The following is a 23,429-nucleotide window of genomic DNA, read 5'->3' on the forward strand; positions in this document are numbered from 1 at the left end:
AACATAATAGACATCAATGAGTAACTTTATTTTTCAAGACGAAATTGAAGATGAAATTAACGATAAACCGCATAAAACCGATAAAGTTTGGCGTATTTTAGTTATTGATGATGATGAATCTGTTCACCAAGTAACTAAACTAGTACTTGCTGATGCTGAAATTGAGCATAGAAAATTAGAAATCGTCTCCGCTTTTTCTAGTAAACAAGCGAAAGAAATTATGTTAAATGATAATTCTTTTTGCATGGCTTTTGTTGATGTAGTGATGGAAACTGACCATGCTGGTTTAGAGCTGGTTGAATGGATTAGAAAAGACCTTAAAAATCAAGCTATTCGCTTAATATTACGTACTGGTCAAGCTGGCTCGGCCCCAGAGGCAAAAGTCATTAAAGAGTTTGATATTAATGACTATAAAGAAAAAACTGATTTTACTGCCAATAAAATGATCACCACAGTGTATGCCAGTATTCGTGCCTATCGTGACATTATGACTATTCAGCGCAGTCTGGATGCCTTTAAAAAACTTATTGCCACGACTCATGATTTATTAAAAATCAATCAATTAAAGAATTTTGGCTCAGCAGCACTTGCTCACTTACTTACCTTGATGAATGTTGAAAGCTCTGCCCTCTATATTGCTAGAACTCAAGTTGATTTTGCCAAACAAACCACTAGTTCAATTATTGCTTGTACGGGCAAGTATGTTTGTGAGTCAGATTCTTTGGAAGCCTCTAATATTGATAAACAAGTAAAAGCTAGAATTCAGCAAGTATTTATTGATAAAAGTCACTATCGCGATGACAGCTGTTTTGTTGGTTATTATCAGGCGTCGAGTAATTCTGCCTCAGTACTCTATATTGAGTTTGAAGATGATAATGAGCACTTTAAAGCCAGTTTAGCTGAGTTATTTGCCACCAATGTAGCCCTTGTTCTTGAAAGCTTAACAAAGCAACAAGAAATAGAGAAAACCCAAAGAGAGTTACTCTTTATTGTTGGTGAGGCGGTGGAAGCTCGAAGTAAAGAAACCGGCGCCCATGTGCGCCGTGTAGCTATTATTTGCGATATACTGGCAAAAAAATTCGGTTTAGAAGACAGCTTTGTTGAAGCAATCCGCTTAGCTGCGCCATTACATGATTTAGGCAAGATAGCCATCCCGGAACATATTTTACATAAGCCTGGCAAGTTAGAGGGCGAAGATTGGGAAATAATGAAATCTCATGCGCAAATTGGTGCTGATATTTTAGAAAAATCTACGGTAAGTATTTCTAAATTAGCCGCTCGACTGGCAAATTATCATCATGAAAATTGGGATGGCAGTGGTTACCCCAAAGGCTTAAAAGGAGAAGAGATACCGGTTGAGGCTCGAATTATGGCGGTAGCAGATGTCTTTGATGCCTTGGGTTCAAAGCGTTGTTATAAAGAGCCCTGGCCAGCTGAAAAAATAAAAGAGTTCTTATTATCACAAAGAGGTATAAAATTTGAGGCGAAATTAGTCAATATAATGGTTGAGGATTTTGATGAGTTTTTACAAGTAAGGCTAGATTACCCTGACTATGCAGATCCAGAACATTAATTAGGGTTCAGTTGTAGTTTAGTGTGGGTGAGTAAACAAGCGAGACGCATAAACCCATCCATGGGGCTCTGCACAAGCATCAGGACAATATGCTCCATGCATTGTCTTATAAGGTACGTCCTTTACCGTCATGCTTGTGAAGCTCGCTTTTATCACACTAACAACAATAACTGTAAAATCAATAGGTTACGATGTTGGCAACAGCCAACTACAACACAGCCTTAATTAGTGCTCGTTAATTTGTACTCGCTTATTAGTCAATCATGCGCCTTGTAGCAAAAAAATTAAGCCATGCTCAAACTCACGTATTAACAATGGTCACGGGGCTAAATAAATTTTGCCTGAGCACTCGTTATTATAATAACGAGTGCAAACAACTATGACTTATTTAGCTATGCGGTAACTTGTTTGTAAGTAGAAAAAAAGTTTTTTATTTTATCAATGGCTGGAATTAACTCATCAACATGAGGTAAAAATACTATGCGGAAGTAGTTCTGCTCTTTAATGTTAAAGGCGCTGCCGTGAACCAGTAATATCTTTTCTTGTTTGAGCAAGTCTAAAATCATTTGCTCATCATTTTTAATATTAAATTTTTCTTGGTTTACTTTAACAAAAAGATATAAAGCGCCCATGGCTGGGTGACAAGATAAACCATCAATGTCGTTGATCATTTTGGCGGCAATATTTCGCTGCTTTAATAAACGACCATCACCTTCAATAAGTTCATTAATACTTTGGTAGCCACCCAGTGCGGTTTGAATAGCATGCTGGCAAGGGACATTGGCACAAAGACGCATAGAAGAAAGCATAGAGAGTCCTTCAATATAATCTTCAGCATGTATTTTTGGCCCTGATATCACCAACCAACCGGCTCTAAAACCAGCAACACGATAGTTTTTAGACAGACCGCCCATGGTAATTATTAACACATCTTGAGCCAGACTTGCGGTGGGAATATGTTTGGCTTGATCATATAAAATTTTATCGTAAATTTCATCACTGAAAATGATTAAATCATGTTGACGAGCCAGAGTAATAATTCCCTGTAAAACTTCTTCTGGGTAAACCGCGCCAGTTGGGTTGTTTGGGTTAATCAATACAATGGCTTTGGTCTTTTTAGTGATCTTTGCCGCCATATCTTTAAGGTTTGGATACCAGAAATTTTCATCATCACAATGATAATGTACCGGGGTACCACCGGAAAGTGACACTGCAGCTGTCCATAAGGGATAGTCTGGCGCTGGAATTAACACTTCATCGTCATTATTAAGTAAGGCTTGCATAGCCATAACAATTAATTCACTGACACCGTTGCCCAGATAAATATCATCAACACTGACATCTTTAATGCCTTGTTGTTGAAAATACTGCATCACGGCAACTCGTGCTGAATAGATTCCCTGAGACTCGGCATAACCTTGAGAGTTTGGTAGGTTGTGAATAACATCTTTTAAAATATCATCAGGTGCTTCAAAACCAAATGGGGCAGGATTACCAATATTGAGTTTAAGAATTTTATGACCTTCATCTTCAAGGTGCTTCGCCGCCGCTGCTATTTGCCCTCTAATTTGGTAACGGACATTGTTGAGTTTAGAGGACTTGGTAATAGCTTTCATCAGTAGGGTACTTCTTAAGTAAATGGATAAAAAAGAGAACATGTCATTGTTGCCAATAATTCGCTGTTTTGAAAGCCTTAATTTGGCTTTTTTTAAGGCTAAATTGTCAGCGTTTATCTCTAAATGGCATATTGCCATGATTGCTTAGGGCTAATAAAATAATTAGCCGATGAAAAAGGTTGCAAAGTGTTAGCTTACTCGTTCGTCCAAACTGATAGTCGAGCCGATTATTAAGGTGTTCGCTGTGAAGGGTATGAACGTACATCAACGTGGCACCTCGAAGTACTTGATTGAATGACAGACTAGGTTTTATTCGCAGTACCGAGAGAATCCACAGAGTTTAACTTCGGCGTAACGCGCTAGCCGTGCTAAGTAACTTGGTTAAAACAAAAAGGGGCCTAAGCCCCTTATTATCTACATTACTGGTTATTTAATGCCACTAATTTAGTTATTTTAACTTAGTTAAATAAAGCCAAAACGTCATCAATAGCGATTAATGATTTTTCACCGGTAATACGGTTTTTAAGCTCTACTTGTTGAGCATCTAGATTACGTTCACCAATGATAACTAATAATGGTGTACCTATTAATTCGTGGTCAGCAAACATAACACCTGGGCGCTCTTTTCTGTCATCAAACAATACTTCAATACCAGCCTGAAGCATAGACTCATATAAGGCTTCCGCCGTTTCTTTTACTCGAGCTGACTTGGCCATGTTCATTGGTACAATCGCTACTTGAAATGGTGCAATCGCCTTAGGCCATTTAATGCCGTATTTATCGTGGTTTTGTTCGATAGCGGCGGCGACAATACGTGAAACACCAATACCGTAACAACCCATGGTTAAGGTTTGGTTTTTACCATTCTCATTGAGTACCGAACACTTCATCGCCTCGGCATATTTACGGCCTAATTGGAAAATATGACCCACTTCAATACCACGTTTTATTTCGATAGTCCCTTGACCACATGGGCTAGGGTCGCCAGCAACAACATTACGGATATCTTGTATATTAATTTCGCCACAATCACGTTGCCAGTTAACACCAGTAAAAGAGCGACCATTCTCGTTGGCACCACAGACAAAATCGCTTAAGTGAGCGGCACTACGATCAACAATCACCTCAATAGTTAAGCCTTTAGGTCCTAATGAACTGCTATGGCAGTTAGCAATAGCGGATACTTGTTCGTCCGTCGCGAATGTTAACGGTGCAGCAATTCCTGCTAAGTTCTCAACTTTAACTTCATTGAGTTGATGATCGCCTCGCAGCACTAGTGCAACTATTTTTATCGGTTCACCTTCTGCCGTTGCGCCAACAACTAACCAAGTTTTTACGGTGGTTTTTACATCTAGCTCTAAGGTTTTTATTAAACGCTCAAGTTTTAACTCTACTGTTTCTATATCTTGAGTCGGCTCGGCACGTTCACCTTTTGGTGCTAATGCTTCGGCTTTTTCAATGTTTGCGGCGTAATCGCTGGCATCACTAAAAGCAATATCATCTTCACCTGAATCAGCAAGTACATGGAATTCATGTGATTTTTCACCACCAATTGAACCGGCATCCGCTATAACCGGACGGAAGTCTAGTTCAAGACGTTCAAATATACGGCAATAAGCATCAAACATAATTTGATAGGTCTTTTCTAAACACTCGTCTTCTAAATGAAAAGAATAAGCATCTTTCATTAAGAATTCACGGCCACGCATCACACCAAAACGAGGACGAATTTCATCACGGAATTTTGTTTGAATTTGAAATACAGTTACAGGTAATTGCTTGTAACTGCTCAGTTCGTTAGCGACTAGCTTAGTGACTACTTCTTCATGGGTTGGCCCCAAAACAAAATCACGTTGATGACGATCTTTTAGCCGTAATAACTCCGGGCCATAATCGTCTAAACGACCAGACTCTTGCCATAAATCTGCAGGTTGCACCATAGGCATTAATATTTCGTTAGCGCCTGCACGTTGCATTTCTTCACGGATAATGTTCTCCACTTTTTTCAACACGCGTAAACCTGTTGGTAACCAAGTATATAAGCCTGAAGCAAGGCTACGAACAAGACCTGCTCGTAACATCAATTGATGACTGATAACTTCTGCACTGGCAGGGGTTTCTTTAAGGGTAGACAGTAAATATTGACTGGTACGCATGGCTTATGATTTCCGTAAGAATAGGGGGGAATATAAAATTGCCGTTATTCTATCAGGGGGTCAGCCTATGAAAAAGTAATAAATGTATTATTTATGACTTAGTGACTATATTAGGCGTGATAACAACGGCTAAAAGCTTAGCGGGTCATTTTCTTAACAAAAACCACCACAAACAGGGCGATAGTAAAACTGCCGGTAAACGCTTCTAGCGCTGCAATGGCGCGGGATATGCCTACTGGGGTAAAGTCGCCATAACCTAAGGTGGTAAAGGTCACCACCGAATAGTAAAGCGAAGAAAAGAAGAAGGCTACATTTTCTTCCATTGACTGTTCGCTGCTGACCGCTTGAATCTCACCGTTATAACTTAGGCCAGTAAAAGTATAGAGGATGGCGCAGACAAGAATTATCGCCATAGATAAGCCGATAATGCGTAGAGGTGCTTCCCCGTAACCACAAAATATATCAACCAGCTTAGAAATGGAGCGTTTTACACTATAAGGTGGTAGTTGCAAACGGCGCATGGTCAGCTCTTTTTGAATAAAATAGCCAGATAGGGTGAAAATACCTTCATGCTCAGCATGTTTACGTAAATCGCGGTAAATTTCTTCGGCTTGCTCTAATAAATCAACATTTTCCTGCTCATCTTTAGCTAACAAAGCCGCTCTGGCATCATGTTCCTGTTTGATTCTTTTACCTATATTAACGTTTTCGAATTTACTGCCCATCCACTTTACCCCAAGCATATTAGCGCCAGCCAAGTTGGCACAGTTGAGGTTCGAGTCACGCAAATCAGCTTTCATAACACTGGCATGTTGTAAGTTAATATTAAATAAGTGGCCACTTCGTAGGTTAGCGTGATAAAAATCGGCGAAGGAAAAATCATAGCCCAATTTCTTACCATGGTTGACTAAATCTATGCCTTGGAGTTGAGCACGAGTTAGTATGATACCGCGCAACATGCCACCTTCTTGCGCGTACTTCTCTAAACGCTGTTTTACCTCTGCGCCGGTTTTATCGATCGCCTGATCATGCCAGTAACAATAGCCCGAGCCATTGGCTTCACCCTGACAGCAGTAGGCTTGTTGCTCGGTGCTATCGGGGTCTTGATATTGGCACAATAACTTTATTTTATTCATTTAAAGAGTATAGTGCGCTGCATCAAAAAGTAAAAATAGGAACTGGTGTGCAAATAACATTAATTCAAGCAGATTACCATAATGAGCAACACGGCAAAGATTTAGTGATGTTGTTAAATGCCTATGCCCTCGACCCTATGGGCGGAGGGGAAGCACTCTCTGATGAGGTTCAACAAAACTTGGTTGCTACCTTAGCAGAGCGCAATGATTTTTTAACCTTACTTTGTTATGTTGATGGTAAACCCGCAGGTATACTTAATTGTATTGAAGGTTTCTCAACTTTTAAATGCAAACCTTTACTGAATATCCATGATTGTGGCGTGTTAAAAGAATATCGAGGCTTAGGTCTAAGTCAAAAGCTGTTTGTTGAGGTAGAAAAAATATCGCGGGCACGTGGCTACTGTAAACTAACCCTTGAAGTGTTAGAGGGAAATGTTATCGCGCAAAATGCCTATAAAAAATTAGGTTTTACCGGCTATGAACTTGATGAAAAAACGGGTAAAGCGATGTTCTGGGAAAAAGTGTTATAACTCTATTTTTATCAGTAAATGTTTTATAAGTAAGTTTTTATAAATAAGTATGTAGTAAAGGTTAATGAGTGCTTAGTCGCGGTTGTACAAATTTCTCATTAACCATAGTTGAATAATTATTAAGTTAAGTTATTCACTTAAATTATTAAAAGGAAATAGGCCGTCTTTTTTTCGGCATCATTTCTTGTTCATTATTCGCCTTAACCAGAGCTGGAGTATTATTTTTACTCGCTTGTTTTGCCGGTTTATTTTTAGCCGGCTTATCTTTGCAATGGGCCTTTTTCTTTGGCAATGGATGAGCAGCAACTTTGCTTGCTTGGGCATGTGTATCTTCTGCAAGTTGCTCGGTTTCAGCTAATTCCTCATTGATGATTAACTGTACCACTTCGCCATTAAACTCAATTACATCTTGATGATAAACTTTTTTACGCTTTTGGTATTCCACTTCACCATTAAGTAAAACATAACCTTCGCTGATCACGACTTTTGCTTCACCGCCACCACTGACCAAGTTAGCTATTTTAAGTAACTTACATAGCTCAATGGGTTGCTGGTTTAATTCAATAACTAAGTAACTTTCTGACATAGATTTCTCGTAAACTCATTGATTACTTAGTTAGTTGCGTTAATAGCTCAGTGATTTCAGTTTTCAACTCTTCGCTATCAATGGTTTGTGCGGCATCATTCGCTTTATTAGCAAAAACCAGTGCCTTGTCTTTTTCTTCAAATTCAACTTGACGTTGTGCCATTGCTAAATAAGCTGAGGCGGTAAAAGTAGCTAAGCTTAACTTTTCTGCTATTGCTAAAGCGACTTGATAAATATCCATGGCTTGCTCGCCATCTTCGGTAAAGTCAGCAAGTGCTTCCCATTGTAGCGGATGATCTTTTTGTGAGCCTTGGTTGGTCGCACAAAGCACTTGTAACTTTTTACAGCTAGCAAGTCTTAATTCTTCATTGTCAGTTGCGGATGCGTCAGCGATTTCTTGGCAAATGGCAAGAATTTCAGTATATAAAGGGGCTTTCATAGATAATCCTAGTGTATATAAGTAGTTACCGGTTTAATTTTTAATGTAATTATATTTACAGCGGCATAATTTCAGGCAATATTAGCATACCCGTACTTTTTGTACATTAGACAGTACACACAATACAGGATGGTAGAATGAATATTCGCTTTAATGTACAGGCACTAAGGTCTGCTAAAACAAGCTAGCTAGTATTGTTTTCGCTACTTTTATCTTTGGCTAGAGTTGCCGCTGATTGGTGCAAGAGCTAACAAGTGATAGGCACCATTGTGGTGTATCAACCGCAACAGGAAACGCTGGTGGGCAATGTCGCTGGAGCTAAAAGATGAGTCGGTACTTATTTTAGATGTTACCGCACCCGATATTAACTTGGCAATTAACGTTAAACGCTATGCCAGTGACGCTGGCCAAACAACGCTGTTTTTAGAACTTTACGACGGAGTTAGTAGTGAGATTTTAGCGCGTATTGTTAGCACGTCCGTGGCTGGCGATGAGAGTTGTTATCACTGGGCAACACGGTTTTCTAATCGAGCCGATGCCAAGTATATGATAAGAAAGTGGGCGAAAGCATTGCGAACAAAGTATGATGAAGTTCACATGTTAAAAACGAATTAAGCTAAATGAGTAAAGTATATAGATGAAAATAGTTGTTAATTGTTATTTTGTAAAAACTTCAGTATCGTTGTTTTTAATTAACGCTATGCTAATGGTTACTATCAGTGCTGTACAAGCTAAGCCACCAAGTCAGGTTAAGTTTTCGGTCCAGCGGCAAGAAAACACTAAGCCGCGTGAAAGCTTAATATTGCCTTATGCCTTTAGTACCGATGATATGGGTACTGTCATTGGTGTAGGGGCGATGGCAACAGGTCTTTACCAAAAACAAATGACAGTGGCTGGCACCCTTTATGGTGGTGGAGAGTCTACTGGGCTAGCTTTAAGTGTGTGGGACTATCGTGTTTTAGATAGTGAGCGCTTCTTTTTAAGCGCTATCGGTATGGTGGGCGAGTATCCATTACTACGGGCATATGCACCTTTGCCGGGTGAATCATCATCACCAACTTCGCCGCGAGCAGGCGCAAATGACTCAAGCTTTGATGATTTTATTCAAGCCAGTGGGTCAAGTAACTGGTGGGAGGTCAAATTAGAGTATGTATTACCCTGGGGTAGTGCTGAAAAGTACAGTATGGCTCGTTATCAATTACAGGGCGGGTTATTAACCGAAGAAGTAGAACAAGCTGACTGGCACCCGTTTAACACAGGTACCAGTATTTTAATTGCTCGGCAGTTCAATCGTTACCAGCAATATAGAAATGAAGAGGGGGAACTCTCTGGTGCTGTTCATGGGCTCGAGTTAGGCCTGCTTTATGATAATACCGACTTTCCTGTTAACCCAAGTCAAGGTAGTTCACAATATATCGCCTTTAGTTATAACCCTCAGTGGTTAGAGTCAAAGAATGATTGGACCTTTATTGAACTTGAAGCGAGTAAATATTTTTCCTTAGGGGCTACTTCATTTGCTAAACAAAATATTATTGCTGTTAATGCTTGGCTTGGTTACTCGCCAAGCTGGCAAAATACCCTAGATGATGCAGGAAATAGCCTAGTCAGCAATAATGCACCTTTTCTTGAAGGGGCAACATTAGGTGGTATGTATCGGCTACGCGGGTATAGGCAAAATCGCTTTCATGATAAAGCTGTTATCTATGTCACCGCAGAATATCGGATGACCTTGGACTATAACCCCATAGCCAATGTACGCTGGCTAAATTTTTTACATCTTGATTGGCTACAAACGGTATTTTATGTTGAAGGGGGTAGGGTATCGCCTACTTTTCATCGAGATACGCTGCTCTCTGATTGGAAAACTGATGTCGGTATATCATTACGAGCACTAACCGCAGGTATTGTCGTGCGACTAGACTTTACCCGTTCAAATGAAGGCACAAGTACTTGGTTGATGGTAGGTCACCCATTTTAACCTGATAAAGTTAACCTGACTTAAGAACGGTTTTTATGCATACTAATGCAGCGTTCTGGCTGAAAAGAAATCAAACGTATGATTTTTTGAAATAAATTAGTGATTTTAGAGCTTTTCTGTTGACAGATTTTACGAACTGCCTATAATACGCCCCCGAAGAGACGGACGATTAGCTCAGTTGGGAGAGCACCGCCCTTACAAGGCGGGGGTCACTGGTTCAAGCCCAGTATCGTCCACCACTTTTTCTTTCCATTAGAAATAAGTGTGAAGTAAAACTATAAATGGACGATTAGCTCAGTTGGGAGAGCACCGCCCTTACAAGGCGGGGGTCACTGGTTCAAGCCCAGTATCGTCCACCAATTTTCTTACCAAGAAAATCACCATAGTAAAGATATACATTCTTTTTCCATAAAGAATTAAAACTCAAAATGGACGATTAGCTCAGTTGGGAGAGCACCGCCCTTACAAGGCGGGGGTCACTGGTTCAAGCCCAGTATCGTCCACCAATTTTCTTACCAAGAAAATTACCATAGTAAAAGATATACATTCTTTTCCATAAAGAATTAAAACTCAAAATGGACGATTAGCTCAGTTGGGAGAGCACCGCCCTTACAAGGCGGGGGTCACTGGTTCAAGCCCAGTATCGTCCACCAATTTTCTTACCAAGAAAATTACCATAGTAAAAGATATACATTCTTTTCCATAAAGAATTAAAACTCAAAATGGACGATTAGCTCAGTTGGGAGAGCACCGCCCTTACAAGGCGGGGGTCACTGGTTCAAGCCCAGTATCGTCCACCACTTTATTGTTATTTAACTATGAAAGTAAATAACAATAGCAATAGCAATGTTTATGATTCGAAAAGCTTCAAGCCCGCTCTTATCAAGAAACATCCAGCACTCTTAATACCTTTCTTTATATTATATATTTTTACAAGCTGTGCAGATTCACTGATTCAAGTCCACTATTTTATTAAATACTCTCTACCTGCTAATTTTTATCAGCCGCAGATATCTGCTAATAAAGAGAAATTTACCAGTGTATTTTAAGCACTGTCATTGTTTTCAAAGATAAGCTATTTAATTACATCAAAGTGATGAATTAACTTACCCTCAGTGGTAAAATGCCGTCAATTTTTTAGACTTACCTTACTTATGCCATGTTCTTTCGACAATCAAAGTACGGCTTTAGTTACTTTATATTGAGACTTTTATGACTTTAACAACACGTTTTGCCCCAAGCCCAACAGGTTATTTACATGTTGGTGGTGCTCGTACTGCCTTATATAGCTGGTTATATGCCCAAAAAAATGGTGGTGATTTTATACTTCGTATCGAAGATACCGATTTAGAGCGTTCAACCCAAGCTTCAGTTGATGCCATTATGGATGGTATGAACTGGTTAAATCTTAAGTGGACTCATGGTCCCTATTTTCAAACAGAACGTTTTGATCGTTATAAAGAAGTCATCGAACAACTACTTGCCTCGGGTAATGCGTATCGTTGTTACAGCACAGCGGAAGAAGTTGATGTGATGCGTGAGGAAGCTAAAGCGAAAGGCGGTATTGAAAAATACAATGGCTTATGGCGTGACCGTACTGACCACCCAACAGATAAACCTTTTGTTATTCGTTTTAAAAATCCGCTTGAAGGCGTCGTGGTAATTAAAGACATAGTTAAAGGTGACATTACCATTAGTAATGAGCAGTTAGATGATTTAATCATTGCGCGCTCTGATGGTACACCAACATACAACTTAACTGTGGTTGTTGATGACTGGGATATGAAGGTTTCTCATGTTGTCCGTGGTGATGATCATATTAGTAATACCCCGAGACAAATTAATATTTTTCGTGCTTTAGGTGCCCCCGTACCTGAATATGCCCACCTGCCAATGATTTTAGGTGAAGATGGTAAGCGTTTATCTAAACGCCATGGCGCTGTTAGTGTGATGCAATATCGCGATGATGGTTACTTACCTGAAGCGCTGCTAAACTATTTAGTGCGTTTAGGTTGGTCACACGGCGATAAAGAAATATTCTCTCGTGAAGAGATGATTGAGTTATTTGATTTAAAAGATTGTAATCGTGCACCGTCTGGTTTTAATACCGATAAACTTATCTGGGTAAACCAGCACTACATGAAAACCTTAGACCCTGCTTATGTTGCTGAGCACTTAGCGTGGCACATGAAAGAGCAAGGCATTGACACCACTAAGGGGCCTGCTTTAGCTGATATTGTTAAAATTCAAGCAGACAGAGTGAAAACTCTGAAAGAAATGGCTGAAATTTCACGTTATTTCTATGAAGACTTTACCGAGCTTGATGCAAAAGCGGTTAAAAAACATTTACGTCCAGTGGTTAAAGAGCCAATGTTATTAGTAAAAGAAAAACTAGCCGCATTAACTGATTGGTCACCAGAGCCTATTCACGCCGCAATTAACGATACTGCGGTTGAATTAGAACTTGGTATGGGTAAAGTCGGTATGCCACTACGTGTTGCGGCCACAGGCGGCGGTAACTCACCATCACTTGATATTACTTTAGCCTTGTTAGATCAAAAGAAAGTGTTAGAGCGAATTGACCAAGCCTTAGTGCTTGTTGAAGCAAGAATTGCTGCGAGTTAATGACAATTTTAATCACGTTAAATAAACGTAGGAGAGTGCCTAGTGCAATTTAGTGATTTTGGTTTAGACAGATGTTTGATAGATACCGTTAATCATCTTGGTTTTAGCGAGCCAACACAAATTCAGCAACAGGCTATTCCTGCGGCGATGGCGGGGCATGATTTAATTGCTTCATCGAAAACCGGCTCGGGTAAAACGTTAGCTTTTATCCTGCCAGCGATACAAAGGTTAATTAAAAACCGTGCTTTATCTAAGCGTGATCCACGGGTAGTTATTTTAACGCCAACACGTGAATTAGCTAAGCAGGTCTTTAGTCAATTACGTTTGTTTACTGCCAATACCCAATTTAAGGCAGTGCTGATTTTAGGCGGTGAAAACTTTAACGACCAAGTGAAAGTGTTAGAGAAAGACCCACATTTTATTGTCGCCACCCCGGGTCGTTTAGCGGATCATTTAAAGCAAGGTCATTTCTATTTAAATGGCTTAGAGCTGCTTATTTTAGATGAAGCCGATCGCATGCTGGATTTAGGTTTTAGTAAACAGCTCACGCAAATAAATAATGCTGCCGATCACCGTAAACGCCAAACCTTATTGTTTTCAGCAACTTTAGACCATGCGCAAGTGAATGACTTTGCCAAAGAGTTATTAAAAAAACCGAAACGTATTGCCATAGCATCAGCTCATACCGAACATGAAGATATTACCAAACGTTTCTTTTTAGCAGACAATCTCAGTCAAAAAGAAGTACTTTTGCAGCATTTCTTAACGACAGAAATTTCGCAGCAAATCATTATCTTCACGGCAACACGAAGTGATACTGAACGTTTAGCTACCATGTTAACCAAGCAAGATCTTAATGCGGTCGCCTTAAGTGGTGACTTAAATCAAGGCCAACGTAATCAAATTATGGACAGTTTTGCTAAAGGTAAACACAAGATATTGGTTACCACAGATTTAGCTTCACGTGGCCTTGATTTAATCAATGTTTCGCATGTGATTAACTTTGATATGCCAAAACATGCGGAAGAATTTGTCCATCGTATTGGTCGGACGGGTCGTGCAGGAAGCAAAGGGGATGCGATTTCATTAGTCGGGCCAAATGATTGGTTAAGCTTTAAAAACGTTGAAGCTTTCTTGCAGAAAAAAATAAGCTTTACTAAAGTTGCTGGTATTAAAGTCAAATTTAAAGGCTTAAAACCGAGAAAAGAAAAAGTGGTAAAAGCTAAAGTGACTAGCACGATAGAGCAAAAACCGCTGGCTAAGAAACCGAGAAAAGTCATTAAGAAGACATTTCTTGATATAGAAGATGCTGGCGCCATGAAAATTATTAAGCGTACGAAAGCATTAACACCTGAGCAAATTGAAAATTCGTCCAAAAAAGAACAGGATTAGCATTTTTCGCTAATAAATAGCTAAAAGGCAACTTCGGTTGCTTTTTTTATGCCAAAAGTAACGTGTTTTGAGTAAGTTAGCATTATGTTGGCAGTAAGTTGGACGTAAGTTGGATTTATTCTACTCGAGCCCGCTATGCCGACAAACTTGCCATTAGAATCAATGCTTAGATTATGTTTTCTGTTCGCTAAAAAGCCAAATCGAAATCCCCCGCAAATAAATGACTTAGAAGCTATAAAGCCGTGGTCAGTTTCACTCAAGCATAACACTTAGCAGACGCAGTGCATCTAACCCCGACTAACGGTATAATGTGATACCAGTCAGACTTTACCAGCAAAGCTATGTTTAATGCCAACCACTAACCCAACCAGTTTAACAGAGCTCGCTGAGCCAAACCAAGATCAGCAGCACCAGCACTTCAAAATATTTAAGCCATATGGTTTTTTAAGCCAGTTTTTACCCGAAGCACGAAAGAAGAAAAACCTGCTAGGTGAGCTATTTAACTTTCCCGAGCAAACGATGGCGATTGGCCGATTAGATCACGACTCTGAAGGCTTATTGTTACTGACAACCGACGGTATGATGAGCTACAAAGTCAGAGACAAAGCTATAGAGAAAGAGTACTACGTGCAAGTTGATGGCGTGATCACGGTAGAAGTCATGTCACAGCTGCAAAATGGTGTTGAGATTGCTATTAATGGCACTAAATATCTAACCCTGCCTTGTAAAGTGTTCAAGTTAGACGGTGAGCCACAACTGCCCACTCGTGGTCGTAAAATTCGCGATTCGAGACATGGCCCTACTAGCTGGATATCTATCACTCTGTGTGAAGGCAAAAATCGTCAGATAAGAAAAATGACGGCGGCTGTGGGCTTTGCCACATTAAGACTGGTAAGAGTTCGGATTGGCGACATCCATATAGATAGCTTGATTGCCGGTGATGTTGTTACGCTAGCTAATTTTGACGCCGCACTTAAGCGCTAATGCCAAGCACAGCGGCTGTGGTAAGGCTGACTGAGGTGTCTTGTTAACTGTATCTCTCTAATCGCTTTGAGGCTTTTTGTGCTATTTCGAAACTTGATCCGATTTTTCTGTATAATTCATTAGGGTGGAAGCCTTGAGGATATTCTTCACCATTACTGTGATGATAGCTCTCAGCCATCTTGTGATGCTCAGGACAGAGAGAAATACCATTTTCCTTAATATAGCCACCAAATGGCATTAGATTTCTTTCCGTAATGTGATGGACGATCAAATTGTCAGTCTGTCGACAGAATACGCATTTATTTCTATCCCGCTTAAAGACAGAGTCCCTGAAGTTTTGACGTACCAGTTTTTTGTTGCCACTCATAGAACCTCCCCAATTTGTAACCTTCAATATTCAGTTAACGCCCTAATAATGACTTTAAGAAAAGTAACTAGTTTATTGGTAGCACATGTATAGCGTTTTGATTTGAAAATTTATTATTTAAAGAATAACACCAAAATGTCTGTTAATACCACAATATAGTCTTTTACACCTGATTCATACCATACTTATATTGGTTCAGGTCAGTGCTCTACATTCCTCACCAGTCCTTTATTGAATGGACATCAAAAAAAGTTTATTCATCATATTGGGCTGGAGTATACTCGGTGCAACAAGGTCAAAAAGGAAACTCACATCAATCAGCATTAGAACTTTATCCTTTTAATGGCTCAGAATTTATGGATCAGAATACTGTTTCGATGCTGGCAGACAAGCAAGCGCTATAGTGAAGCTAAATATCTGAAGACACTGAGAGATAGAAAATCACCTTTATTATTGTGAGAAAAGGTTGGCTAAAAGACTCAGGGCGTGAAGAAGAAGTTAGGGGGTTAGGTGGTGAAGCTAAATTGGATTGGTTTTTCTATCGATAACAATGAAGTAAGTGAGTGCGTGTAACGCATCCGCTTACTTCATTGTTATGTGCTACGGTTTAAACAGCAACAACTTTATTTGCACATGGACCTTTCTGTCCTTGACCTACTTCGTACTCAACGGCTTGACCATCAGCCAATGTTGCATATTCACCGCCTGATTGAATTTCTGAATGATGAACAAACAAATCTTTACTTCCGTCTTCTGGAGTAATGAAGCCGAAACCTTTATCTGAATTAAACCACTTAACTATACCTTTACTCATAACGTTCTCTTTATTTTTGGTGAAAAATATAATTCTGATTTGCTATCACCATTACAAAATCAGATTTTGAATTTAATTAAGCCACTTTAAGCTGCAACTTGTATTGCGGATTAACGATGTTTACCTTTTTTATTTTTCATACTAGCCACCTTTCGCGCAATAACAAGTAACTCAGATGAAATATCATCGGCTCGATCTTTTATTAATTAGCTCATATCACCCGATGAAAATAGTAAACCTCGCTCAGGTTTTATGCCTAACGATGGAATGAAATTTTTTGTTTTACCCGTACTACCAGTATCAATATAGTAAAAAAAATTTCTTCATTAAAGCTCTGAAGCACTTTTTTGAAGATAATAACTTGTTCGGTAATTGATCTTATTTGAGACTATAACGTTTCAACTAATTCCGGCAATATTTGAAGATGGTTTAATTACGTAATTTAGCTCTTATAGGCTTATCGTGACAATGTCGAAAGGCACTCACTTTACCGTAGCAGCAAATCAGTATTAACCATCAGGTTAAAACATCATTGTACAGTGAAAAGAAGCGAGTAAATAGCCTTTAGACTTCTTATACTTTGTTAAATACTAAATATGTAAGGCAGGGAGCTTCAATCCCAGCATTAATTAGCATGTTAGCTGAGAGCCATCAATAATTTTCCGATGTTTTTTATAGTAGCCATAGTTTTAATCGTATTTACCCATAGCTGATTAAGCGACGTTACTCGGCAATAAGTTGCTTAAGGCTATAATGGCTATCATTACTACCTAATTTAGTTTTCATATAAGGTAATATTTCTTCGAGTTGTGTTGTTAATTGCCACGGCGGGTTAACAATAAACAAACCAGTGCCGGTCATGCCATATTCGTCAGTATCCGCTGTCATGCAAAATTCAACTTGCAGCACATTTTTAACCGCACTTGCTGTGAATGCTTGCTGCATTTCTTCAACTAGCTCACGCTTAACCACCGGATACCAAAGAATGTAAGTACCAGTAGAAAACTTAGCATAGGCCTTGATGATGGTCTTGACCGCTTTTTGATAATCTTCTTTAAGCTCATAAGGCGGATCAATAAGTACTACACCACGGCGACTTGGTGGTGGTAATAAGCCGAGTACACCTTTATAACCATCAGACTGCTTAACAAATACTTTACGCCAGCGCTGACAAAAATCTTCTAAGTGTTTAATATCCGTTGGATGTAATTCAAATAAATGACTGCTGTCTTGGCGACGAACAAAGGCTTTAGCTATGCCAGGAGAGCCAGGATAAACCTTAAGTTCACTACTTGCTTCGCTATCAGGACTGAGGTTAAGACTGTTGATTAGCGATAAATAAGGTGCAAGTGCTTCAGGTGCATGGTCATCGTTAATTATCTTGGCAATACCGTCTTTATACTCCCCCGTTTTTTGCGCATACTCTTCGGCCAATTGATACATGCCCGCGCCAGAGTGACTATCTATATAACAAAAGCCTTTTTCTTTACGAGTCATATAATCAAGTACCAGCGATAAAACACTGTGTTTGAGTACATCGGCAAAATTGCCAGCATGAAAAGCGTGACGATAACTAAGCATAAAAAATATCTTCTTCAGTAGGCGCGGTTTTAACCGCGCAAATAAGGGGGGTAGCAATATTTAGCGCGACTGAAGTCACGCCTACGTTATGCTTGGCTAGCTAAGTACTCATCATAAGTACCGGCAAAGTCGATATAACCGTCTTTGGTTAATTCAATAATACGAGTGGCGATAGTTGAAACAAACTCTCGGTCATGGCTAACGAATAAAAGCGTACCCTCATATTGCTCTAACGCCATATTTAATGATTCTATGGATTCCATGTCCATGTGGTTGGTTGGTTCATCAAGCAGTAAAATATTAGGCTGTTGCATCATTAACTTACCAAATAACATCCGACCTTTTTCACCACCGGATAACACTTTAATTGATTTTTTAATGTCATCAGCGGAGAACAGTAAACGCCCTAAATAACCACGAATCGCTTGCTCGTCATCAGTGGGTTGACGCCACTGGCTCATCCAGTCAAATAAGGTCATGTCATTTTCAAACTCAAATTCATGATCTTGTGCGTAATAACCAATATTTACATTTTCAGACCAAGTAAACTCACCTGAATCTTGCTCATAAGCGACTTCGTTCATTAACATGCGTAAAAAGGTTGTTTTACCAATACCATTTTCACCAATAATAGCGATGCGTTCACCTACTTCAATTAATAATGAAATATCTTTAAGAATATGATTACCATCAAAGCTCTTATTTAGTTTCTCAACCACTAGCGCATTACGGAATAATTTCTTTTCTTGCTCAAAGCGAATAAACGGGTTACTACGACTGGATGCTTTCACTTCTTCTAACTGAATTTTATCAATGCGCTTAGCACGAGAGGTGGCTTGTTTTGCTTTTGAAGCGTTAGCTGAGAAACGCGCCACGAAGGCTTGCAGTTCGCCAATTTGTGCTTTTTTCTTGGCGTTATCGGATAATAAACGTGCTCTTGCTTGCGTGGCTGCCAACATGTATTCGTCATAGTTACCCGGGAAAACACGTAGCTCACCGTAATCTAAATCGGCCATATGGGTACAAACACTGTTCAAAAAATGTCTATCATGAGAAATGATGATCATAGTTGAATTACGTTCATTTAACGTTTCTTCTAACCATTGGATAGTGTGAATATCCAAGTTGTTGGTTGGCTCATCTAATAATAAAATATCAGGATCTGAAAACAGTGCTTGCGCTAGTAATATACGTAACTTAAAACCCGGCGCTATTTCACTCATTAAACCGTAATGTTGCTCTACTGGGATACCCACGCCAATTAACAACTCACCAGCACGAGCTTCTGCGCTGTAACCATCCATTTCGGCATATTCAGACTCTAAATCGCCTACTTTCATGCCATCGGCTTCGCTCATTTCAGGTAAAGCATAGATGCGGTCACGTTCTTCTTTAACTGCCCAAAGTTCGGTATGACCCATAATTACGGTGTCAATCACGCTGTAGTTTTCAAAGGCGAATTGGTCTTGACTTAATTTACCTAAACGTTCACCGGTATCAAGGGTAACATTGCCACCGGTTTGCTCTAAATCACCGCCTAATATTTTCATAAAGGTAGATTTACCACAACCATTGGCGCCAATTAAGCCGTAACGATTACCGTCACCAAATTTTTGTGAGATGTTTTCAAACAATGGCTTAGCGCCAAATTGTTGGGTTATGTTATTTGCTGATAGCATATGTGTTCCGTCGAATGTTGAGGTTTACTGAGTCAAATGTGCCAGTAATTTTACCGATAATTACCGAACAAGACGTAGTTACCGGACAAGTAATACGCGCGATTATACACTAGTGTTTAAAAACCGCATACGATAATTTCCAGATTAGCTATGTTCAAATAAACTAGTTTATGGATATGCAACCTTAGGGCTATTTCAGCAAAACTAATATATTCACAAATAATAAAGAGGTCGGGCTAAAGTTATCTTCAGATAAAGCCACATGGCTAACCGCTAAAATAGTGCTCAAAGTAAAAACGTTAAAAGCCTTTATGCAAAGCCAAGATAACCCTGATCCTAGCCATGAAAAAGCGGTGTCATTAACGGATGACGTTAATGATCTTGTTGAAGCACTAGTTGTTGAAAACAAAAGTAGCTATATCTATCGGTGTTTTGTCCGGTTTACCTAAAATTAATGCCTAGAATAAAAGCCAATTTTTATGCATAACGCCATAAGTCACTTTTCAATGGTTCACCTCACAAGGTCTTTATCTTTAAGGCTAATGACGCTATTTTTATTGATTAGCTTGATAAAAACCAAGTCCCTGCATAAGCTTTCTAGCAACTTTATGCTATTTCAGGATTTAACGTTTAGGGGGCACAATGAGTAAAACAATTTTAGTGGTTGATGACAGCATAGTTTCACGCATGATGATAAAAACAATTATAGAAGCCCATGTACAAGGGGTGGATATTATTGAAGCTGGTAATGGCGAGCAAGCACTCGACAAAGTAGCTCAAGGTAAGTCGATTGATATCGCCTTTGTTGATTACAATATGCCGGGCATGACCGGACTTGAGTTAATCAGTGCTTTAGCGGATAAGCTGACCATTCCAAAAATCGCTTTACTGACCGCAAATATTCAAGATGAAATCAAAGCTCAAGCATTAGCGGCTGGAGTAACATTTATGAATAAACCTATTGATGAAGAGGTTATTGCAACTTTTTTACATAACTAGCAGTAAGAATAACAAACGAGTATTTATTATATGCCAGATAAATTGACTCCCCTTGAAATAGACGCTTTAACGGAAATTTTCAATATTGGTATTGGTCGAGCTGCTAGATCCTTGAATCAAATGGTTTCACAAACGGTTGACTTAACTATTCCTGAAATCGAGATATTACCCAATAATGAGGCTAAACAAAGGCTTGATTTTGATACTTCTATGGAAATTAGTGCCGTTACCCAACGTTTTTCCGGGGACTTTCAAGGGCAGGCTTTATTAATGTTTAGTAAAGATAATGGTTTGCAGCTGGTTAAGTTATTACTTGGTAATAAAATACCGATTGAGGACTTATCAGAGTTAGAGCAAGATTCTTTAGTTGAAATAGGCAATGTTATCTTAAATGCTTGTTTTGGTACTGTGATTAATTTTTTACAAGCGTCTATCTCAATCGATATGCCTGAGTTTATCCAAGGAAATCTTGATCAGGTTTTTACCTACAGTAGTGAATACGACTGGTCACTGTATATTAAGGTGAAATTTTCTTTACCCAGTGTTGATATTACCGGGTATATTTCCTTTATTATGGATATTACTTCATTAGAAGTTTTTCAAGAATCAGTGCGGAAATTTGTTTATGGAATCACGAATGCTGCTCACAGCTAAGGTGATGATATGGCAACGTTAAGCAATGATATTCTTTATGCCTCCTTAAACCAGCTTTCTGTTGGCATTATTATCATTGATAAGCAGCAAAGGTTGGTCTTTTTTAATCAATGGGTAAGTGATTATGCCGGTAAGTCCTTAGCTGAAAATCAAGGTAAATATTTAGGCTTGGTATTCAAAAAGTATCAAGACTCCCGGCTGAGTGATGCCTGTGAGTCTGCTTTGACCTTGGGTTTACCGGCAAGACTATCAAATACCTTTAATCCGACACCTTTACCGCTTTATCAAAAAAATGCTTTGGGCGATGAAACTGCCTTAATTCAACAACAAATTAGTGTTAAAAAAATTGCGGTTGAGTCAGCAAGCCCTCTTTGCCAAATAGTTATTGATAATGTTACCCATACGGTTAAAAAGGAGCAAACCTTACAAAAATTAGCCGATGAAAATAAGCTTCAGCAGCAAAAGGCTGAAGTAGCAAATCGCTCAAAATCTGAATTTCTTGCCAATATGAGCCACGAAATAAGAACACCCATTAATGGTGTACTTGGCATGCTAACGTTATTAGCGGATACTGAGTTAAGTAAAAATCAACGCCATTTCTCAAAACTTGCTCGGGTTAGCGCGGAAACCTTATTGCATTTAATCAACGATATATTAGACTTTTCTAAAATTGAAGCAGGTAAGCTGGAGATTGAAAAAATAGTATTTAATCTGCCTGACTGCATCGTTGAAACGGTACAAGCTATGGCTATTAAAGCACAACACCAAGGTCTTGAAGTTATTATTGATACCACAGCGTTGACCGAAGGCTTGGTCGTGGGCGATCCTAGCCGATTAAAACAAATAATGACTAACTTGCTAAGTAATGCGATTAAGTTCACCAATAAAGGTGAAATTAGTATTACTGTTACCGCGCAAGAGGACAGCTCAGCAGGTGTTAAATTAGTGGTTGTTATTGCAGATACCGGCATAGGTATCCCCGCAACAAAATGTAGTGGGCTTTTTCATGCGTTTACTCAAGCTGACGCCTCGACCACCAGAAAATATGGCGGAACAGGATTAGGACTGACTATCGTTAAGCAGTTATGTCAATTGATGGGTGGGAATATAAAGGTTAATAGTCAGTTGGGACAGGGCAGTCAATTTACTTTTAATCTAAGCCTAGGGAAGAGTGGCCGATCAATAAAGCCGTACCAAGGTTTTAGCGAGCAGCCTATTTTATTAATTGACGGTAATGAAAAAAGTGGACTGAGCATTAGTAAACAATTACAGCTATGGGGGCTTAATGTTGTGATGAAAACAGCAACAGATGCAGCAATCACCATGGGTGATAAAATTGAAAATAATGATTTTTCCGTCATTATACTTGATAGTAATTTAGGTAAAGTGGCACTGGATCATATTGCTAATTTATTGCGGAAAAATAATAAACTAGGCTCGAAAACCGTGCCTATTATTATGCTGACCTCAATGGCTCATAGCTGTACTGAAACAAACAGCATGCTTTTGACCTTGGACCATGCTGGCAACACCTATCAGTTAGCAAAACCTATTAGTGCGGCCATGTTTTATCAAGTATTAACGAGCGCTTTTGCTAGTGAAAACCGCAAGTCAGCCCAGGGCGATTTACCGGTAAGCCCCGCAAAAGTGCCACCAAAAAATAATATCAATAAACAAGCAAGAATACTCTTGGTTGAAGATAATAGAATTAATCAAGAAGTTGCTTTAGGGCTATTACGTATGATGGGCCATAGTGCGGATGTTGCTATCAATGGTGTACATGCGTTAGAGCTAATATTACAGCGGCAATTTTCGCAGCCGTATCAGTTAGTGTTAATGGATTGTCAAATGCCGAAAATGGACGGATATCAAGCGACGAAAACTATTCGCTCTGATGAGGCCTATCAGCATGTTAATCAGGTGAGTATCATTGCCATGACGGCAAATACCATGAGCGGTGATCAGCAAAAATGTTTGGATTCTGGTATGAATGATTATTTAGCCAAGCCGATTAATCCACAATTATTAGCAGAAAAAGTAGCCTTTTGGCTCGCTAAGGCGTAGGTAACCTATATACCCGTGACCAATCAAAGTGCAGGGTTTCAGTGGGAATTAAAATGGCTTTAGGCAAGGAGAATCATTCTATGGTTTGATTATTTAACGCGGTATAAAGTCATTTTAAACCCATCGAAGAAGCGTTTGAGCAACATCACTTCATCGTTGCTGTAACTCATAATGACGCTGCACGGATGCAGCTTATTAGAGAATGCAGGAGCATATTCTCCTGAACAACCATTATTTCATCACAGCGCCTTGAATT

Annotated in this window: 20 protein-coding genes and 5 tRNA genes; 16 read left to right on the forward strand and 9 right to left on the reverse strand. The window is 39.3% G+C overall.

Annotated features, from left to right (window positions below; all coding sequences use genetic code 11):
* Positions 1-16: 16 nt before the first annotated feature.
* Positions 17-1,573 carry an HD domain-containing phosphohydrolase gene (locus CMT41_RS06605; protein ID WP_057180517.1) on the forward strand — a complete coding sequence of 519 codons (1,557 nt, stop codon included), beginning with the start codon at positions 17-19 and terminating at the stop codon, positions 1,571-1,573.
* Between the two features lie 392 nt (positions 1,574-1,965).
* Here the strand turns inward: CMT41_RS06605 and CMT41_RS06610 are convergent, their stop codons facing one another.
* The 3 genes from CMT41_RS06610 to CMT41_RS06620 all read right to left on the reverse strand — a co-directional run bounded on the left by CMT41_RS06610 (position 1,966) and on the right by CMT41_RS06620 (position 6,481).
* Positions 1,966-3,189, reverse strand: coding sequence for a pyridoxal phosphate-dependent aminotransferase (locus tag CMT41_RS06610; protein WP_058028162.1), 1,224 nt, complete (start codon positions 3,187-3,189; stop codon positions 1,966-1,968).
* A 458-nt stretch (positions 3,190-3,647) separates the two neighbouring features.
* Positions 3,648-5,345, reverse strand: a complete 1,698-nt coding sequence (locus tag CMT41_RS06615) for a proline--tRNA ligase (RefSeq protein ID WP_058026689.1) — start codon at positions 5,343-5,345, stop codon at positions 3,648-3,650.
* A 137-nt stretch (positions 5,346-5,482) separates the two neighbouring features.
* On the reverse strand, positions 5,483-6,481 hold the full coding sequence (locus tag CMT41_RS06620) for an ion channel (RefSeq protein WP_058026690.1): 999 nt from the start codon (positions 6,479-6,481) through the stop codon (positions 5,483-5,485).
* A 47-nt stretch (positions 6,482-6,528) separates the two neighbouring features.
* On the opposite strand from CMT41_RS06620, the gene CMT41_RS06625 reads away from it, so the two are divergent.
* On the forward strand, positions 6,529-7,011 hold the full coding sequence (locus tag CMT41_RS06625; protein ID WP_058026692.1) for a GNAT family N-acetyltransferase: 483 nt from the start codon (positions 6,529-6,531) through the stop codon (positions 7,009-7,011).
* Positions 7,012-7,156: 145 nt separating this feature from the next.
* On the opposite strand, the gene CMT41_RS06630 is transcribed toward CMT41_RS06625, so the two are convergent.
* Positions 7,157-7,597, reverse strand: coding sequence for an RNA-binding S4 domain-containing protein (locus tag CMT41_RS06630; protein ID WP_058026694.1), 441 nt, complete (start codon positions 7,595-7,597; stop codon positions 7,157-7,159).
* Positions 7,598-7,619: 22 nt separating this feature from the next.
* The gene (locus CMT41_RS06635) at positions 7,620-8,036 is read right to left on the reverse strand and encodes a hypothetical protein (protein ID WP_058026695.1); all 417 of its coding nucleotides are present in this window, start codon (positions 8,034-8,036) and stop codon (positions 7,620-7,622) included.
* 306 nt (positions 8,037-8,342) lie between these two features.
* Here CMT41_RS06635 and CMT41_RS06640 point away from each other — a divergent pair, with 306 nt between their 5' ends.
* From CMT41_RS06640 to CMT41_RS06690, 10 genes are all read left to right on the forward strand, one after another.
* On the forward strand, positions 8,343-8,651 hold the full coding sequence (locus tag CMT41_RS06640; RefSeq protein WP_083494229.1) for a DUF3313 family protein: 309 nt from the start codon (positions 8,343-8,345) through the stop codon (positions 8,649-8,651).
* A 22-nt stretch (positions 8,652-8,673) separates the two neighbouring features.
* The gene (locus CMT41_RS06645) at positions 8,674-10,014 is read left to right on the forward strand and encodes a BamA/TamA family outer membrane protein (RefSeq protein WP_232300026.1); all 1,341 of its coding nucleotides are present in this window, start codon (positions 8,674-8,676) and stop codon (positions 10,012-10,014) included.
* A gap of 163 nt (positions 10,015-10,177) precedes the next feature.
* Positions 10,178-10,253 (forward strand) — tRNA-Val (locus CMT41_RS06650).
* 44 nt (positions 10,254-10,297) lie between these two features.
* Positions 10,298-10,373 (forward strand) — tRNA-Val (locus CMT41_RS06655).
* 71 nt (positions 10,374-10,444) lie between these two features.
* Positions 10,445-10,520: transfer RNA gene (locus tag CMT41_RS06660), tRNA-Val, on the forward strand.
* Positions 10,521-10,591: 71 nt separating this feature from the next.
* Positions 10,592-10,667: transfer RNA gene (locus CMT41_RS06665), tRNA-Val, on the forward strand.
* A gap of 71 nt (positions 10,668-10,738) precedes the next feature.
* Positions 10,739-10,814: transfer RNA gene (locus CMT41_RS06670), tRNA-Val, on the forward strand.
* 412 nt (positions 10,815-11,226) lie between these two features.
* Positions 11,227-12,639, forward strand: coding sequence for a glutamate--tRNA ligase (gene gltX, locus CMT41_RS06675; protein ID WP_058026697.1), 1,413 nt, complete (start codon positions 11,227-11,229; stop codon positions 12,637-12,639).
* A gap of 42 nt (positions 12,640-12,681) precedes the next feature.
* On the forward strand, positions 12,682-14,031 hold the full coding sequence (locus CMT41_RS06680; RefSeq protein ID WP_058026698.1) for a DEAD/DEAH box helicase: 1,350 nt from the start codon (positions 12,682-12,684) through the stop codon (positions 14,029-14,031).
* A 348-nt stretch (positions 14,032-14,379) separates the two neighbouring features.
* Positions 14,380-15,015, forward strand: coding sequence for a pseudouridine synthase (locus tag CMT41_RS06690; RefSeq protein ID WP_058026701.1), 636 nt, complete (start codon positions 14,380-14,382; stop codon positions 15,013-15,015).
* A 43-nt stretch (positions 15,016-15,058) separates the two neighbouring features.
* On the opposite strand, the gene CMT41_RS06695 is transcribed toward CMT41_RS06690, so the two are convergent.
* From CMT41_RS06695 to CMT41_RS06710, 4 genes are all read right to left on the reverse strand, one after another.
* Entirely contained in the window at positions 15,059-15,382 is a 324-nt protein-coding gene (locus tag CMT41_RS06695; protein WP_058026703.1) for an HNH endonuclease signature motif containing protein, read from the reverse strand.
* Between the two features lie 607 nt (positions 15,383-15,989).
* Positions 15,990-16,196 carry a cold-shock protein gene (locus CMT41_RS06700; RefSeq protein WP_057180547.1) on the reverse strand — a complete coding sequence of 69 codons (207 nt, stop codon included), beginning with the start codon at positions 16,194-16,196 and terminating at the stop codon, positions 15,990-15,992.
* Positions 16,197-16,919: 723 nt separating this feature from the next.
* Positions 16,920-17,777, reverse strand: a complete 858-nt coding sequence (locus CMT41_RS06705) for a 23S rRNA (adenine(2030)-N(6))-methyltransferase RlmJ (protein ID WP_058026705.1) — start codon at positions 17,775-17,777, stop codon at positions 16,920-16,922.
* A gap of 86 nt (positions 17,778-17,863) precedes the next feature.
* Positions 17,864-19,456 (reverse strand): ABC-F family ATPase, encoded by a 1,593-nt coding sequence (locus tag CMT41_RS06710; protein ID WP_057180549.1) that lies wholly within the window; start codon positions 19,454-19,456, stop codon positions 17,864-17,866.
* A gap of 281 nt (positions 19,457-19,737) precedes the next feature.
* On the opposite strand from CMT41_RS06710, the gene CMT41_RS19015 reads away from it, so the two are divergent.
* From CMT41_RS19015 to CMT41_RS06725, 4 genes are all read left to right on the forward strand, one after another.
* Positions 19,738-19,905 (forward strand): hypothetical protein, encoded by a 168-nt coding sequence (locus tag CMT41_RS19015; protein WP_157466294.1) that lies wholly within the window; start codon positions 19,738-19,740, stop codon positions 19,903-19,905.
* A 193-nt stretch (positions 19,906-20,098) separates the two neighbouring features.
* Positions 20,099-20,455 (forward strand): response regulator, encoded by a 357-nt coding sequence (locus CMT41_RS06715; protein WP_058026707.1) that lies wholly within the window; start codon positions 20,099-20,101, stop codon positions 20,453-20,455.
* A 30-nt stretch (positions 20,456-20,485) separates the two neighbouring features.
* Complete coding sequence (locus CMT41_RS06720; RefSeq protein ID WP_057180553.1) at positions 20,486-21,109, forward strand: chemotaxis protein CheC; 624 nt, start codon at positions 20,486-20,488, stop codon at positions 21,107-21,109.
* A gap of 9 nt (positions 21,110-21,118) precedes the next feature.
* The gene (locus tag CMT41_RS06725; RefSeq protein WP_058026708.1) at positions 21,119-23,173 is read left to right on the forward strand and encodes an ATP-binding protein; all 2,055 of its coding nucleotides are present in this window, start codon (positions 21,119-21,121) and stop codon (positions 23,171-23,173) included.
* Positions 23,174-23,429 lie beyond the last annotated feature (256 nt).

This window comes from Colwellia sp. MT41 (genome assembly GCF_001444365.1).
Taxonomy (GTDB): Bacteria; Pseudomonadota; Gammaproteobacteria; order Enterobacterales; family Alteromonadaceae; genus Colwellia; species Colwellia marinimaniae.

What these genes read in the sequence shown, in the direction of transcription:
- CMT41_RS06605 (WP_057180517.1), top strand. Translation starts at nt 17, where the DNA reads ATGAGTAACTTTATTTTTCAAGACGAAATTGAAGATGAAATTAACGAT.
- CMT41_RS06610 (WP_058028162.1), bottom strand. Translation starts at nt 3,189, where the DNA reads ATGAAAGCTATTACCAAGTCCTCTAAACTCAACAATGTCCGTTACCAA.
- CMT41_RS06615 (WP_058026689.1), bottom strand. Translation starts at nt 5,345, where the DNA reads ATGCGTACCAGTCAATATTTACTGTCTACCCTTAAAGAAACCCCTGCC.
- CMT41_RS06620 (WP_058026690.1), bottom strand. Translation starts at nt 6,481, where the DNA reads ATGAATAAAATAAAGTTATTGTGCCAATATCAAGACCCCGATAGCACC.
- CMT41_RS06630 (WP_058026694.1), bottom strand. Translation starts at nt 7,597, where the DNA reads ATGTCAGAAAGTTACTTAGTTATTGAATTAAACCAGCAACCCATTGAG.
- CMT41_RS06635 (WP_058026695.1), bottom strand. Translation starts at nt 8,036, where the DNA reads ATGAAAGCCCCTTTATATACTGAAATTCTTGCCATTTGCCAAGAAATC.
- CMT41_RS06640 (WP_083494229.1), top strand. Translation starts at nt 8,343, where the DNA reads ATGTCGCTGGAGCTAAAAGATGAGTCGGTACTTATTTTAGATGTTACC.
- CMT41_RS06645 (WP_232300026.1), top strand. Translation starts at nt 8,674, where the DNA reads ATGAAAATAGTTGTTAATTGTTATTTTGTAAAAACTTCAGTATCGTTG.
- gltX (WP_058026697.1), top strand. Translation starts at nt 11,227, where the DNA reads ATGACTTTAACAACACGTTTTGCCCCAAGCCCAACAGGTTATTTACAT.
- CMT41_RS06690 (WP_058026701.1), top strand. Translation starts at nt 14,380, where the DNA reads ATGCCAACCACTAACCCAACCAGTTTAACAGAGCTCGCTGAGCCAAAC.
- CMT41_RS06695 (WP_058026703.1), bottom strand. Translation starts at nt 15,382, where the DNA reads ATGAGTGGCAACAAAAAACTGGTACGTCAAAACTTCAGGGACTCTGTC.
- CMT41_RS06700 (WP_057180547.1), bottom strand. Translation starts at nt 16,196, where the DNA reads ATGAGTAAAGGTATAGTTAAGTGGTTTAATTCAGATAAAGGTTTCGGC.
- CMT41_RS06705 (WP_058026705.1), bottom strand. Translation starts at nt 17,777, where the DNA reads ATGCTTAGTTATCGTCACGCTTTTCATGCTGGCAATTTTGCCGATGTA.
- CMT41_RS06710 (WP_057180549.1), bottom strand. Translation starts at nt 19,456, where the DNA reads ATGCTATCAGCAAATAACATAACCCAACAATTTGGCGCTAAGCCATTG.
- CMT41_RS06715 (WP_058026707.1), top strand. Translation starts at nt 20,099, where the DNA reads ATGAGTAAAACAATTTTAGTGGTTGATGACAGCATAGTTTCACGCATG.
- CMT41_RS06720 (WP_057180553.1), top strand. Translation starts at nt 20,486, where the DNA reads ATGCCAGATAAATTGACTCCCCTTGAAATAGACGCTTTAACGGAAATT.
- CMT41_RS06725 (WP_058026708.1), top strand. Translation starts at nt 21,119, where the DNA reads ATGGCAACGTTAAGCAATGATATTCTTTATGCCTCCTTAAACCAGCTT.